This window comes from Pseudomonas frederiksbergensis (genome assembly GCF_000802155.2).
Taxonomy (GTDB): Bacteria; Pseudomonadota; Gammaproteobacteria; order Pseudomonadales; family Pseudomonadaceae; genus Aquipseudomonas; species Aquipseudomonas frederiksbergensis_A.
In genome coordinates, this window is sequence record NZ_JQGJ02000010.1 from 199,606 (window position 1) to 214,450 (window position 14,845).

Here is a 14,845-nt window from a genome sequence, read left to right on the forward strand (position 1 = left end):
TTCCACTATGAATGCTCTTTCAAAGGAATGGTCCGCGGCCGCTCCAGCCACGCCCCCTCGCCATCGGGGACGATTTCGACCACGTCGACCTGCGTGGCGCTGATGGCGACGATCCGCCCATCGTTGCGTCCCAGGTAGTCACCCACCTTCAGCCGATGTACGCCTCCCGCGCCGCGCAGCAGTGCGAAGGATCCGCCGGCATTGGAGATCGTCCCGACCATCTCGAACTGTTCGATATTGAAGCCTTCCAGGTACTGCTTGACCCGGTTGGGGTCGGGCCGGACGTTGCGCGAGCCCTGCTGCCGACCCGCCTGGTCCACGCGCACCTGCCTGGAGAACGGACTGCGCAGGTTGGCCGCGCTGTAAGTAAAGGTTTCGTTAGGCTTGAAGGTCGGCGTGGGTTCGATCTTGCCGGGCGGGCGCAAGCGCACCTCGTTCATGTAGGCGTCCAGGTCGCTGAAACCGTCATCGCTGTTGCAGCCGGCCAACGCGACCAAACCGGCCAGCAGGCCCATGCGCCACGCCGGCATCATGGCTGCGCCTCCTGCTCGTTGTACCGGTAGGTCTTGGCCTGGATGCTCATGCGCAGCTTTGCCCCCGCCTCGGGCTCCATCGGCCCGATCTCGAAATCGTGCAAGGTCACGATCCGCGGCAACCCGGCCACGCCGCTGACGAATGTCGCCAGGTCATGGTAGCCACCCGTCACGGTGATCTGGATCGGTAACTCGATATAGAACGGCTGGGTGACCTCCGGCAGTAGTTTGATTTCCTCGAATTCCAGGCCGCTACCCAGCCCCGTGCGGGTGATGTCTTCCAACAGGCCAGGCACCTCCGTATCGCTGGGCAACTGCCGCAACAACACGCCGAACGACGTTTCCATCTGTTTCATCTGCTCGGTGTAGCGCTCCAGGTTCGCCGCCATGTGGGCCTTGCCCGCAAATTGGGCCTTGAGGGTGTTCTCCTCTTCCTGAACCTGGTGCAGCTGGTTTTGCAGGTCACTCAAGGTGAAGTTATAACCCAGCCCCAGCACGAGTATGACCAGCAGAATGCCGGCCAGCCATTTGATCGGCCCCGGCCACGAGCCGACATTGTTGGTGTCCAGGTCGCTGAGGTCGATCTTGCGCAGCGCGTCCAACCATTCTCCCGGCTTCATTGGGCGTCCTCCACGTTGGCCGGGCGGGTCTGGCGAACCGTCAGCTGGAAGACGTTCGCCTGGTCGAGCTGGCCCGCCGTGGTGGCCTTCACTTCCGTCAGGCTCGGGGCGTCGAACAAATCCGACGAATCCAGGTTTCGCATCAGGTCAGAGACCCGGTTGTTCGATTCCGCCGCTCCCGTGATGGACAGCGTACCCTCCTCCATCTTGACGTCGGTGAAGTACACGCCGTCGGGCAGGGTCCGCGCCAATTGGTCGAAAATGCGCGCGCTGACCGGTCGATTGCCCTGCAAGTCCTGGATGATGCGCATGCGCTCCAGCAACTGCTGTCGACGAGCCTTCAACTCGCTGATTTGCTGGATGCGCTCGTCCAGGACGGCAATCTGCTGGCGGATGTGGCTGTTGCGCGCCGTTTGATAGTCGATGGCACTGTTGAGGTATTGCACCGCAATCAAGATCAGGCCCACCGCGCCGACCAGCGCGCCGGCCAATCCCAGCAGAAAGCGCTTGCGGCGCTCTTCGCGCAGCTCTTCGCGCCAGGGAAGCAGGTTGATCCGCGCCATCAGTCGAAACTCCTGAGGGCCAGCCCGCAGGCAATCATCAGCGCCGGCGCGTCACTGGCCAGGGCGCCCGCGTTGACCTTGCTGCTCAAGGCCATGCTGGCGAACGGATTGGCCACTTGGGTCGGCGTGCCCAGGCGCTGCTCGATCAACCGATCCAGGCCCGCGACCGAAGCCGTACCGCCGGCCAGCAGGATGTGATCCACCGCGCTGTACTGGCCGGAAGCGAAGAAAAACTGCAGCGAGCGCGACACCTGTTGCACCAGTGCTTCGCGAAACGGCTGCAACACTTCGCCAAGATAGTCGTCCGGCAGGCCACCTTGCTTTTTCGCCAGGCCGGCCTGCTCCGGCGTCAGGCCGTAGCGACGCTGGATTTCCTCGGTAAGCTGGCGTCCACCGAACAACTGCTCGCGGGTATAGATGATGCGCCCGTTATGCAACACGCTGAGGGTCGTCATCGTGGCGCCAATGTCGACGACCGCCACGGTCAACCGTTCCTGGGACGCGGCCAATTGGGTGGAAAGCAGGCCGAAGGCACGCTCCAGGGCGTAGGCCTCCACATCGACCACGCGGGCGGTCAATCCGGCGAGCGCCAGCGCCGCCTCGCGGACCTCGACATTTTCCTTGCGACACGCTGCCAACAACACCTCGACCCGCTCGGCGCTGCGAGGCGAAACGCCAACGACTTCGAAATCAATCGCCACCTCATCCAGCGGGTACGGAATGTATTGGTCGGCTTCGATCTTGAGCTGGTTCTCCATGTCGTCATCGGACAGCCCGGCATCCATTTCGATGGTCTTGGTGATGACCGCCGAGCCGGCGACGGCCACCGCCACGTTGCGCAAGGGCGTCTTCGCCTTGGCGAGCACCCGCGACAATGCCTGCCCCACCCCTTCGAGCTCGGCAATGTTCTTCTCGACCACCGCATTGGCCGGCAGCGGTTCGACCGCATAGGACTCGACGCGATAACGATCACCCTGGCGACTCAATTCGAGCAGCTTCACCGACGTCGAGCTGATGTCGATCCCCAGAAGCGCATGGGCTTTTTTATTGAAGAGTCGTAGCACTACCAATTCCCTATGACTATCCGTGAGTTACGGACTCTCTAATAAGCGTTGCGTTCAATCCCCCCGGTCCGACGAACGTCCGGATGGCGTTACCGACGAAAAAAAATGCTTATAATGCCCAGCGTTTTTTTCGCTTTGCTGCAAGCACGGGTCCTTCCCTGCACCTGGCGTCTTTTTCATTCTTTGCCTGGATATCCAAAAGCCTTGATTCGTCTGCTGAAATTTTTCGGATGGTCCATCGTCGCCGTTTTCTGCGGACTGCTCTTGGGCCTGAGCGGTGCCTTTCTTTACCTTAGTCCGGGATTGCCGTCCGTGGAGGCGCTGAGAAGTATTCAGTTGCAGATTCCCCTGCGGGTGTACAGCAGCGACGACAAGTTGATCGCCGAATTTGGCGAAATGCGCCGCACGCCGATCCGTTTCGCCGACATTCCCCCCAATTTCATCAATGCGTTACTAAGTGCTGAAGACGACAATTTCGCCAACCACTATGGCGTCGATCCGGGCAGCCTGATGCGCGCCGCCAGCCAGCTGGTCAAGAGCGGCCACATCCAGTCCGGCGGCAGCACCATCACCATGCAGGTAGCGAAGAACTTCTTCCTGACCAGCGAGCGCAGCTTCTCGCGCAAGACCACCGAGATTCTCCTGGCCCTGCAGATCGAGCGGCAGCTGACCAAGGACGAGATCCTCGAGCTGTACGTGAACAAGATTTACCTGGGCAACCGCGCCTACGGGATCGAGGCGGCGGCGCAGGTGTATTACGGCAAGTCGATCCGCGATGTGAGCCTGGCGCAGATGGCGATGATCGCCGGCCTGCCCAAGGCACCTTCGCGCTTCAACCCATTGGCCAACCCGGCACGCAGCAAGGAACGTCGCGACTGGATCCTGGGGCGCATGTACAAGCTCGGCAAGATCAGCGAAGCCGAGTACACCGCCGCAATCAACGAGCCGCTGAACGCCAGCTATCACGTGCCGACCCCGGAAGTGAACGCCCCGTATATCGCCGAGATGGCCCGCGCCGAGATGGTCGGACGTTATGGCAGCGACGCCTACACCGAAGGTTTCCGCGTCACCACCACGGTGCCGAGCAACTTGCAGGAAATGGCCAACACCGCGCTGCACGAAGGCCTGATGACCTACGACCAGCGCCACGGCTACCGGGGCCCAGAATCGCGCCTGCCAGGCAAGACCAAGGAAGCCTGGGCCCAGGAACTGACCAAGCAACGCACCATCAGCAGCCTGGAACCGGCGATCGTCACCCAGGTGGACAAGGACGGCATCAAGGTCCTGACCCGCAATGGCGAGCAGGAAGAGCATGTGGCCTGGGACACCATGAAATGGGCCCGACCGTTTCTCAACACCAACAGCATGGGCGCCAACCCACGGCAGCCGTCGGACGTGGCGCAGGTCGGCGACCTGATCCGAGTGCAGCGCCAGCCGGACAACTCCCTCAAGTTCAGCCAGATCCCGGCCGCCCAGGGCGCACTGGTATCCCTCGACCCACAGAACGGCGCGATCCGCTCGTTGGTGGGCGGCTTCGCCTTCGAGCAGAGCAATTACAACCGAGCCTTGCAGGCCAAGCGCCAACCAGGCTCCAGCTTCAAGCCATTCGTCTACAGCGCCGCCCTGGACAACGGCTACACCGCCGCCAGCCTGGTGAACGATGCGCCGATCGTGTTTGTCGATGAGTACCTGGACAAGGTCTGGCGGCCGAAGAACGACACCAATACGTTCCTGGGCCCGATTCGCCTGCGCGAGGCGCTGTACAAATCCCGCAACCTGGTCTCGATCCGCCTGCTGCAGGCGCTGGGCGTGGACCGCACCATCGACTACATCAGCAAGTTCGGCTTCAACAAGCAGGACTTGCCGCGCAACCTGTCCCTGGCACTGGGCACCGCGACCTTGACGCCGATGGAAATCGCGACGGGCTGGAGCACCTTCGCCAACGGCGGCTACAAGATCACCCCGTACATCATCGACAGGATCGAAAGCCGCAACGGTGAAACGCTGTTCGTCGCCAACCCGCCACGAGTGCCTACGGGCGAGCAGGCCAGCGACGGCGTCGCCGCGCCTGCCACCGAGACCTTCACGGTGAACGCGACTGGCGGCGAAGCCACCACCGCCCCTGCCGTACCGCAAGCGCCAGCCATCGCCGAACGCATCGTCGACGGTCGCACCACCTACATCCTCAACAGCATGTTGCAGGACGTGATCAAGCTCGGCACCGGTCGCCGCGCCCTGGCCCTGGGTCGCACGGACCTGGCGGGCAAGACCGGTACCACCAACGAATCCAAGGACGCCTGGTTCTCCGGCTACAACGCCGATTACGTGACCACCGTCTGGACCGGTTTCGACCAGCCCGAAAGCCTGGGCCGTCGCGAGTTCGGCGGCACCGTGGCGCTGCCGATCTGGATGAGCTACATGGGCGCTGCCCTCAAGGACAAGCCACCGCACACCCAGCCTGAACCGGAAGGCATCCTCAGCCTGCGGGTCGACCCGGTCAGCGGCCGTGCGGCCACGCCAGGCACGCCGGGTGCGTACTTCGAGCTGTTCAAGAGCGAAGACACCCCGCCGTCCGTCAACGAGCTGGGCAACGGCGTCGCACCGGGCAGCCCGCTGCCGGCGGATGAGGCGGCACCGATCGATCTGTTCTGACCGGGCCCACACCCCTGTGGGAGCCGAGCTTGCTCGCGATGGCGTCAGCCCTGGCAAACCAAAACCCGTGGCGAGGGAGCTTGCTCCCTCGCCACGGGGTTTGGATTGAGGCTCAAGCGTTGGGCTGAGAGACCTGGGGTATTGACCGCTTCCTGTTTGTCAGGCCATCATTTTACCTCGGTCTTCCTTCAGATTCGCAGTCACTGCGACACTCTTGCCTCTGCTAACACTTCCCTTGCCGAGTGTGTAGAGGACTTTCACTTCCAAGTCACCAGCGTGGCCACTACAGCCAAGCTGGTTACGCTTACGCGTAACGCGCCTTGCCTGGCGCACCCAATAAAAAGCCCCGACTCATAAGAGCGGGGCTTTTGTTGAAGCGCTACAAACGGCTTAGCCATTGAGCACATCATCACGTCCTTTGGCGGCTAGTTCTTCGGATAAGGCAGGGTGGTCACGCCGTCGGAACTAGAAATGATTTAATCAACAAGCGTGCCTTAAATGCTATAAAAAATAAAACTCATCAGAATTTATTATAAAAAACTGTCAGATCTGACAGTTCCCGTCTATCAATCCCTTAAAGATAATCAGAGCTCACCAATGATTCAGGGGATCTGATCATGAATGACGATGTCGTTGCACGAATCAAGAGCATCGCGCCAAATACCTGGCTGCGCATCGAGTATATCAACTCTAGAGGCGAAGTTTCAAATATGGACCAAGGTTGGTTAAAAGCAGTCGATTTCGATGAAGGAACCCTTACCTTGAAGAGCGATTATATAACTACAACAGTTTGGATCAACAACATAAAAAGTGCCGATAGTATTAAGGATAACGTTACCGGAACCGGCACCGCTGGCCCCGCAGTAGAAGAAAATAAAAGTTGGAGATGGATCGGCGATGGATGGAAAAAGGATTGAAAAGCGCGAAATTTCTGCGACGTAAATCTATCGAAAGATAAAATTAACTGTATTAGGAGAAATATTATTTCAACTCCGAACCACTTACCAAACACAAACCAACATGTCCGTGCTGCGGTTCCTATCTGGAATACGAAAAGCCCCGACTCACAGGAGCCGGGGCTTTTTGTTGAAGCGCTACAACGGCTTAGCCGTTGAACACGTCATCCACGCTCTTGAGCGGGTAGTTCTTCGGGTACGGCAGGGTTGCTACGCCCGTCTCGATGGCGGCCTTGGCCACGGCGTCGGAGATCAGGGTGATCAGGCGGGCATCCATTGGTTTCGGGATGATGTACTCACGACCGAATTCCAGCTTGATGCCGCCGTAGGCGTCGCACACTTCCTGAGGCACCGGCAGCTTGGCCAGTTCGCGCAGGGCGTTGGCGGCCGCGACCTTCATTTCTTCGTTGATGCGCTTGGCACGAACGTCCAGGGCACCACGGAAGATGAACGGGAAGCCCAGAACGTTGTTGACCTGGTTCGGGTAGTCCGAACGACCGGTGGCCATGATCACGTCGCTGCGGGTCGCGTGAGCCAGCTCCGGGGAGATTTCCGGGTCCGGGTTCGAGCAGGCGAACACGATCGGATTCGGCGCCATGCGCAGCAGGTTTTCCGCGCTCAACAGGTTCGGGCCCGACAGGCCGACGAACACGTCGGCACCGTCCAGCGCATCCGCCAGGGAGCGCTTGTCGGTCGCGTGGGCGAAGACAGCCTTGTACTGGTTCAGATCGTCACGGCCGGAGTGGATCACGCCGGTACGGTCGACCATGAAGATGTTTTCGATCTTGGCGCCCATGCTCACCAGCAACTTCATGCAGGAGATGGCCGCAGCGCCGGCGCCCAGGCAGACGATCTTGGCTTCCGGCAGGGTTTTGCCAGCGATTTCCAAGGCGTTGATCATGCCGGCCGCAGTCACGATTGCGGTGCCGTGCTGGTCATCGTGGAATACCGGAATGTCGCACTGTTCGATCAGGGCGCGCTCGATCTCGAAGCACTCAGGTGCCTTGATGTCTTCCAGGTTGATGCCGCCGAAGGTGATGGAAATGCGCTTGACGGTGTCGATGAAGGCTTGCGGGCTCTCGGAATCGACTTCGATGTCGAACACGTCGATGCCGGCGAAGCGCTTGAACAGAACACCCTTGCCTTCCATGACCGGCTTGGAAGCCAATGGACCTAGGTTACCCAGGCCGAGAATCGCGGTGCCATCGGAAATGACTGCAACCAGGTTGCCCTTGCCGGTGTATTTGTAGGCCAGCTCAGGGTCGCGAGCGATTTCACGCACTGGTTCGGCTACGCCGGGGCTGTAGGCCAGCGACAGGTCGCGGGCAGTAGCGGTGGCCTTGGTGAGCTCGACACTCAGCTTACCCGGACGAGGATTAGCGTGATATTCGAGAGCGGCAGTTTTCAGATCAGACATGTGGGCATTCCGCTTTTTACTGTGTTGGACAGACGGACCGCCGAGGATACGCGCCTCGCAAAGTCCCTACAAGACTGACCAGTCACTCCTGTCAAGCGCCCTGCCCTACGACTTTGGGCCAAGAGCTACGAAACACAAGGGCCTGATGCATACAATCCAAAGTAAAAATGTCTACAATTATTTTCTCAAAGCACCGGCTGTAACATCGCCGGATCGGTCAGCGGCAACATCCAACGCGCCTGCCCAGGCTTGGTTTCCCCACGGCGGGCGCGATCGACGACCCAACCGCGAGCCTCGATCGTCCGGCCTTCAAGACGCTTCAACGCAGAGGCGTCGAAATTTCGCTGCGAGTTGGGCGCGATGTGCAGGACAACCGCCCCTTGTAGTTCGATCCAGATACCACCGCGATTGCGTTGCACACTGTCTACACGGCCGCTGATCAGGGCAAAGCCGGGCGCCTTGATTTGTTCCGCTCGCGTGACCGGGGACTTCTTCCAGACCCCGAGCCTCGCTTGCCGCGCCTGGCGCTCGGCGGCCTGTTGGCACTCGACCAGGTCGACGTTCGGCGCGACCGCCACCACGAAGCCCAGCCCCTCGGCAATCAGTTGCTCCTCCAGGTTGCGACCCTGGCGGTCGTAGACGTGGGCGAGCGTGCGCCCGTAATCGTCGCGATCATCACGGCCGGGCGACATCTTGACCCGCCCGGCACTGGCGGCCACCAGCGCTTCGAGTCGCTGGCGCGCCGCCACGGCAAAAGGTTCGTCGGCACGCCCGCGCTTACCCAGCTCCGGACTGTTGAGGCCGATCATGCGGACACGACGACCGTCCTCAAGGTACAAGGTGTCGCCGTCCACCACCCGCTGTACGGCCGCTTCGGGCAGCTCACCCGGCAGGGGGCAAGACGCCTGGGCACCACAAAGCCAAATCGCAGGCACAAAAAAGGCGCCCACCAGGGACGCCTTTTTCATTAGCCTGGAATAGCCGGAACGACTTTCCAAGATAATCAGCCTTAGGCTTTCTTGGCGCCGAAAGCACCGAAACGATCGGCGAACTTCTGAACGCGGCCGCCGGTATCCAGAGTCTTTTGCTTACCGGTGTAGAACGGGTGGCATTCGTTGCAAACGTCGATCGCCAGGGCTTTGCCGTAGGTCGAACGGGTTTCGAACTTGTTGCCGCAGCTGCAGGTTACTGCAACGACTGGGTAGTCCGGATGGATATCGGTTTTCATGGTGTTTTCCTCAGGCTAGCGTGCCGCCACCCAACACTATTGTTGAATACCGCACGTAATTAGGCCGCGGATTCTACCAGACAACATTAATCGCGCAAGCTACAACTTGTACCAACCGTCTGCTAGGCTCGCGACCTTTCGTGCGCAAACTCCCACAAGGATCGCGCCAAGTTTTCTGAATCTGCTGTTTACCGAGACCCTCCCGCGTGCCCGACGCCATCCTGCGCCTCGCCTTGCCATCGCCCCTGCGCCGCCTGTTCGATTATCGGGCTCCGGCCGGCGTGCCACGTGCCCAGTTGCAACCGGGCATGCGCCTGCGGGTGCCGTTCGGTCGTCGGGAAATGATCGGCATCCTGGTGGAAGTCACCGACCACAGCGAGGTGCCGGTCGACAAGCTCAAGCCGGCCCTGGCCCTGCTCGATGCCACGCCTGCGCTACCGGCGCCGCTGCTCAAGCTGTGCTTGTGGACCGCCCAGTATTACCAGCACAGCCTGGGCGACACCCTGAGTTGGGCCCTGCCGACCTTGTTGCGCCAGGGCGAGCCGGCCGAGGCGCGCCAGGAACGCTTCTGGTCGGTGGCGCCGGGCGCTTCGCTGGACGATCCGCGCATTGCCCGCGCCCCGCGCCAGCGCGAAGCCCTGGCAACCCTGGCCCAACATCCCCACGGCGTAGCGCACCAGCTGTTGAGCAAGTTGATGCTCAGCAAGGACAGCCTCGACCTGCTGCTGGCCAAAGATCTGGTCCAGGTGGAGGTCCGCCGGCATGCCCCGGGGGCACGCCATGAACATTGGCTGGCCCAGCCGGAACTGCCGCTCAATACTGAGCAACGGGCGGCTTGCGAGGCGATTCGCGCGGGCTTCGACAGCTACCACGCTTTTCTTTTGGCAGGCGTCACGGGCAGCGGCAAGACCGAGGTCTACCTGCAACTGATCCGCCAGACCCTGGAAGCCGGCAAGCAGGCCCTGGTGCTGATTCCGGAAATCAACCTGGGCCCGCAAACCCTGGCGCGCTTCGAGCAGCGCTTCAATGCGCGGATCGCCCTGGTGCACTCGGCCGTCAACGACCGCGAGCGCCTGGAATCCTGGCTCGCCGCCCGGGACGGGGAGGCCGACATCATCATCGGCACCCGCTCGGCACTGTTCACCCCGATGAAAAACCCCGGTCTGATCATCATCGACGAAGAGCACGACGGCTCCTATAAACAGCAGGAAGGCCTGCGCTACCACGCCCGCGACCTGGCGCTGGTGCGCGCCCGCCAGGAGAACATCCCGATTGTGCTCGGCTCGGCCACGCCGTCCCTCGAAAGCCTGCACAACGCCTACACCGGTCGCTACGGCCTGCTGCGCCTCAACGAACGGGCCGGTGGCGCCAAGCAACCCCGTTTCTTGCGCCTTGATGTGAAAAGCCGTCCGCTGGACAGCGGTATTTCCGGGCCGATGCAGCAAGCCATCGGTCAGACGCTGGCCGCCGGGCAGCAGGTCCTGGTGTTCCTCAACCGCAGGGGGTTTGCCCCGACGCTGTTGTGCCATGACTGTGGCTGGATGTCCGGCTGCGAACGCTGCGACGCCCGGATGACGGTGCATCAGCGCTACGGCGAATTGCGCTGCCATCATTGCGGGCACTCCGAGCGGGTACCGCGCAACTGCCCGCAATGCGGGAAAGTCGACCTGCGTCCCGTGGGCGCCGGCACCGAGCGCGCCGAAGAACGGCTGGGAATTTTGTTTCCCGACTATCCCGTGCTCAGGGTGGATCGCGACAGCACCTCGCGAAAGGATGCGATGAACAATCTGTTCGCCACCATCCAGAAAGGCCAGCCATGCATCCTGGTGGGCACGCAGATGCTCGCCAAGGGCCATCACTTCCCCCGGGTGACGCTGGTGTCGATCCTGGATGCCGACGGCGGGCTGTTTTCCGGTGATTTCCGGGCCAGCGAGCGCATGGCACAGCTGATCGTCCAGGTCGCAGGCCGCGCGGGGCGCGCCGAAGAGCCGGGCAAAGTGATCATCCAGACCCACCTGGCGGATCATCCGCTGCTGATACAGTTGACCGAACAGGGCTATTTCGCGTTTGCCGAACAGGCCTTGAGCGAACGCCGTGGCGCCGGCCTGCCACCTTTCGCCCATCTGGCACTGTTGCGGGCCGAGGCTCACAAGCCGGGCCAGGCCGAAGGTTTCCTGGACGAAGCGTGCAGCGAGGCGGAACGCCTGTTGGCAGAACAGAATCTCACCGGCATCGAACTCCTGGGCCCGGTCCCGGCGCCGATGGAGCGGCGCGCCGGACGCTATCGCGCCCAGCTTCTATTGCAGGCCAATGCCCGGGCACCACTGCATCGGTTGCTGAGCGCCTGGCTGCTGTTGCTGGAACAGATGCCCAGCGCGCGCGCGGTGCGCTGGTCGCTGGATGTGGACCCGGTGGATTTGTACTGACCCAGGCGCCCGAATAATCACCACACATCCCCAACCGACCCGCTACAGTTGGCAAGCTCGCCCGCGCCACGGATAATGCCCAGTTTTTCCACCAGCGCATCGAAGCGCCGCCGCGCCTGCGGTTGAAAGAGAAGACCATGAAAGACACCATTCGCCAGCTTATCCAGCAAGCCATCACCCAACTCGTCACTGAAGGTGTGCTGCCAGAAGGCGTGTCGCCGGCGATTCAGGTCGAGAACACCCGTGACAAGACCCACGGCGACTTCGCCAGCAACATCGCGATGATGCTCGCCAAGCCGGCCGGCATGAAACCTCGCGACCTGGCAGAAAAAATCATCGCCGCGCTGCCGTCCGACGAAAACGTCACCAAGGCCGAGATTGCCGGCCCCGGCTTCATCAATTTCTTCCAGAACACCCAGGCCCTGGCCTCGCGCCTCGACGCCGCCCTGACCGACGAACGCCTCGGCGTGCGCAAGGCCGGCCCGCTGCAGCGCACCGTAGTCGACCTCTCGGCCCCTAACCTCGCCAAGGAAATGCACGTCGGCCACCTGCGTTCGACCATCATTGGCGATGGCGTGGCGCGCGTGCTGGAGTTTCTCGGCGACACCGTGATCCGCCAGAACCACGTGGGCGACTGGGGCACCCAGTTCGGCATGTTGATGGCCTACCTGCAGGAAAACCCCATCACCAGCGACGAGCTGTCGGACCTGGAAAATTTCTACCGCGCCGCCAAGCAACGCTTTGACGAGTCACCCGAATTCGCCGACCGCGCCCGTGGCCTGGTGGTCAAGTTGCAGGCCGGCGACGCCGAGTGCCTGGCGTTGTGGACCAAGTTCAAGGACATCTCGCTGTCCCACTGCCAGAAAATCTACGAGCTGCTGAACGTCAAGCTGACCATGGCCGACGTGATGGGCGAAAGCGCCTACAACGATGACCTGGTCAACGTGGTCAACGATCTCCGCGCCAAGGGCATGCTGGTGGAAAGCAACGGCGCCCAGTGCGTGTTCCTCGACCAGTTCAAGACCGCCGATGGCGAGCCGCTGCCGGTGATCATCGTCAAGGCCGATGGCGGCTATCTCTACGCCACCACCGACCTGGCGGCCGTGCGCTACCGCAACCGCGTGCTCAAGGCTGATCGCGTCCTGTATTTCGTCGACCAGCGCCAGGCACTGCATTTCCAGCAGGTGTTTGAAGTCGCTCGACTGGCCGGTTTCGTGACCCATCCGATGGAAATGGAGCACATGGGCTTCGGCACCATGAACGGCGCCGACGGTCGCCCATTCAAGACCCGCGACGGTGGCACCGTAAAGTTGATCGACCTGCTGACCGAAGCCCAGGACCGCGCCTACACCCTGGTCAAGGGCAAGAACCCGGACCTGGCCGAAGACGAACTGCGCAACATTGCCAAGGTCGTGGGCATCGACGCGGTGAAATACGCCGACCTGTCCAAGCACCGCACCAGCGACTACAGCTTCAACTTCGACCTGATGCTCAATTTCGAAGGCAACACCGCGCCGTACCTGCTGTACGCCTACACCCGCGTGGCGGGCGTGTTCCGCAAGCTTGGCAAGCGCTTCGACGAAGTGGATGGCCAGATCGTCCTCGAGGCCGCCCATGAGCAGGAGCTGGCGGCCAGGCTGGCCCAGTTCGGTGAAGTACTGAACAACGTCGCCGAAAAAGGCACGCCGCATACCTTGTGCGTATACCTGTACGACGTTGCCGGCCTGTTCTCCAGTTTCTACGAAAACTGCCCAATCCTCAGCGCCGAGACACCGGCACAGATGCAAAGCCGCCTGCGCCTCGCCGCACTGACCGGGCGTACGCTCAAGCAAGGCCTGGAATTGCTGGGCCTGGAAACGCTGGAGCGCATGTAAGTTGGCCGCCAAGAAGAAACCAGCCCCCAAACGCGGTGCCAGTCGTTACCAGCCCCCGGCCAAACAGCCGATTCCGGGCTGGTTGTGGATGGCGATCGGCCTGACCGTCGGCGCTTTCATTGTATTTCTGATGAAGCTGGAGCCGGGCCAGGGCGACGACGTCAAGCGCGTGCGCCAGGAGCAGCAAAAGGCCACCCGGATCGCCGAGGCCAACAAGACTCCGCCGAGCCCGACGCAACCGGTGAAACCGAAATACGACTTCTATACCCTGTTGCCGGAATCGGAAGTCATCGTGCCGCCCGAGGCCGTGCCGGAGAAAACCCTGCCGACGCCGCAAGTACCCCAGGTGCCGACCACGCCGGTGACCCCGGCCGAAGCAGCGAAGATCGACACCGCCCGCGCCCAGGCGGCATTGGCCGGCATCACGCCGCCACCCGCGCCGCCCGTACAGAAGGCTGCGCCAGTGACGAAGTTTTTCTTGCAGGCCGGCTCGTTCCGCAAGGAAGCCGATGCCGACAAGGTGCGGGCGCAGATCATTCTGCTGGGCCAGTCGGTGTCGGTGGAGTCCGGGACGGTGAAGGAAGAAACCTGGTACCGAGTATTGGTCGGGCCGTTCAGCAACCGCGAGGAACTGACCAAGGCCCAGAAACTATTGGCGGGCAGCGGCTTCAGCAACCTGTTGTTACAACAACGTCAGAGCCGCTGAAGCCAGACGCCCTTAACCCTTGTGGCGAGGGGATTTATCCCCGCTGGGGCGCGCAGCGCCCCTAAGATCTGCGACGCGGTATGGCAGGTCTATCGCATCAAGCCTTTAGGGGCTGCTGCGCAGCCCAGCGGGGATAAATCCCCTCGCCACAGGGACGCGATCAGCCAAGCCACTCGTCCCCTGCCCCACCCCGTGGTTGAAAAAACCCACGCCACCCCCATATGAGTTCCATCCGGGCATTTTCGCCCCGCTGCGTGGAGACTCTTCCCTTGACCACCATCGTTTCAGTCCGCCGTCACGGCAAAGTCGTCATGGGCGGCGACGGCCAGGTTTCACTGGGCAACACCGTGATGAAAGGCAACGCGAAGAAAGTCCGCCGCCTGTACCACGGCCAGGTCATTGCCGGTTTCGCCGGGGCCACCGCCGACGCCTTCACCCTGTTCGAGCGTTTCGAAGGCCAACTTGAAAAACACCAGGGCCACCTGGTTCGCGCCGCCGTCGAGCTGGCGAAGGAATGGCGTACCGACCGCTCACTGAGCCGCCTCGAAGCCATGCTCGCAGTCGCCAACAAGGACGCCTCCCTGATCATCACCGGCAACGGCGACGTCGTCGAGCCCGAGGATGGCCTGATCGCCATGGGTTCCGGTGGCGCCTACGCCCAGGCCGCCGCCAGCGCACTGCTGAAGAAGACCGATCTGTCGGCCCGCGAAATCGTCGAGACAGCCCTGGGCATTGCCGGCGATATCTGCGTATTTACCAACCACACCCAGACCATTGAGGAGCAGGACCTCGCCGAGTAAGCCCTT

The 14,845-nt window shown here is 61.8% G+C and carries 13 protein-coding genes; 6 read left to right on the forward strand and 7 right to left on the reverse strand.

Translation table 11 applies throughout. The features are described from left to right. Positions 1-5 precede the first annotated feature (5 nt). The 4 genes from JZ00_RS19295 to JZ00_RS19310 are packed head-to-tail and all read right to left on the reverse strand — an operon-like array spanning position 6 to position 2,780. Positions 6-533, reverse strand: a complete 528-nt coding sequence (locus JZ00_RS19295) for a pilus assembly protein PilP (protein ID WP_039592428.1) — start codon at positions 531-533, stop codon at positions 6-8. Beyond that, entirely contained in the window at positions 530-1,153 is a 624-nt protein-coding gene (pilO, locus tag JZ00_RS19300; RefSeq protein ID WP_039592427.1) for a type 4a pilus biogenesis protein PilO, read from the reverse strand. Before pilO ends, JZ00_RS19295 begins: the two co-directional genes overlap by 4 nt. Beyond that, positions 1,150-1,716, reverse strand: a complete 567-nt coding sequence (locus JZ00_RS19305) for a PilN domain-containing protein (RefSeq protein ID WP_039592426.1) — start codon at positions 1,714-1,716, stop codon at positions 1,150-1,152. The genes pilO and JZ00_RS19305 overlap by 4 nt, the downstream gene beginning before the upstream one ends. Continuing rightward, positions 1,716-2,780, reverse strand: a complete 1,065-nt coding sequence (locus JZ00_RS19310; RefSeq protein ID WP_039592425.1) for a pilus assembly protein PilM — start codon at positions 2,778-2,780, stop codon at positions 1,716-1,718. Before JZ00_RS19310 ends, JZ00_RS19305 begins: the two co-directional genes overlap by 1 nt. Positions 2,781-2,987: 207 nt before the next feature. Here JZ00_RS19310 and JZ00_RS19315 point away from each other — a divergent pair, with 207 nt between their 5' ends. Together JZ00_RS19315 and JZ00_RS19320 are read left to right on the forward strand one after the other, a co-directional pair. Beyond that, positions 2,988-5,432 carry a penicillin-binding protein 1A gene (locus JZ00_RS19315; protein WP_196304738.1) on the forward strand — a complete coding sequence of 815 codons (2,445 nt, stop codon included), beginning with the start codon at positions 2,988-2,990 and terminating at the stop codon, positions 5,430-5,432. 617 nt (positions 5,433-6,049) lie between these two features. Then, on the forward strand, positions 6,050-6,349 hold the full coding sequence (locus tag JZ00_RS19320) for a hypothetical protein (protein ID WP_039592423.1): 300 nt from the start codon (positions 6,050-6,052) through the stop codon (positions 6,347-6,349). A gap of 187 nt (positions 6,350-6,536) precedes the next feature. Here the strand turns inward: JZ00_RS19320 and JZ00_RS19325 are convergent, their stop codons facing one another. From JZ00_RS19325 to rpmE, 3 genes are all read right to left on the reverse strand, one after another. Further along, complete coding sequence (locus JZ00_RS19325; protein WP_039592422.1) at positions 6,537-7,805, reverse strand: malic enzyme-like NAD(P)-binding protein; 1,269 nt, start codon at positions 7,803-7,805, stop codon at positions 6,537-6,539. 185 nt (positions 7,806-7,990) lie between these two features. Beyond that, on the reverse strand, positions 7,991-8,773 hold the full coding sequence (locus JZ00_RS19330) for a thermonuclease family protein (protein WP_039592421.1): 783 nt from the start codon (positions 8,771-8,773) through the stop codon (positions 7,991-7,993). A 41-nt stretch (positions 8,774-8,814) separates the two neighbouring features. Continuing rightward, on the reverse strand, positions 8,815-9,033 hold the full coding sequence (gene rpmE / locus JZ00_RS19335) for a 50S ribosomal protein L31 (RefSeq protein ID WP_030140995.1): 219 nt from the start codon (positions 9,031-9,033) through the stop codon (positions 8,815-8,817). 206 nt (positions 9,034-9,239) lie between these two features. Here rpmE and JZ00_RS19340 point away from each other — a divergent pair, with 206 nt between their 5' ends. The 4 genes from JZ00_RS19340 to hslV all read left to right on the forward strand — a co-directional run bounded on the left by JZ00_RS19340 (position 9,240) and on the right by hslV (position 14,839). Next, the gene (locus JZ00_RS19340; protein WP_039592420.1) at positions 9,240-11,459 is read left to right on the forward strand and encodes a primosomal protein N'; all 2,220 of its coding nucleotides are present in this window, start codon (positions 9,240-9,242) and stop codon (positions 11,457-11,459) included. Positions 11,460-11,596: 137 nt separating this feature from the next. Then, the gene (argS, locus tag JZ00_RS19345) at positions 11,597-13,333 is read left to right on the forward strand and encodes an arginine--tRNA ligase (protein ID WP_039592419.1); all 1,737 of its coding nucleotides are present in this window, start codon (positions 11,597-11,599) and stop codon (positions 13,331-13,333) included. A 1-nt stretch (position 13,334) separates the two neighbouring features. Beyond that, positions 13,335-14,039, forward strand: coding sequence for an SPOR domain-containing protein (locus JZ00_RS19350; protein WP_039592418.1), 705 nt, complete (start codon positions 13,335-13,337; stop codon positions 14,037-14,039). 269 nt (positions 14,040-14,308) lie between these two features. Next, the gene (gene hslV, locus JZ00_RS19355) at positions 14,309-14,839 is read left to right on the forward strand and encodes an ATP-dependent protease subunit HslV (RefSeq protein WP_003186641.1); all 531 of its coding nucleotides are present in this window, start codon (positions 14,309-14,311) and stop codon (positions 14,837-14,839) included. Positions 14,840-14,845: the final 6 nt, after the last annotated feature.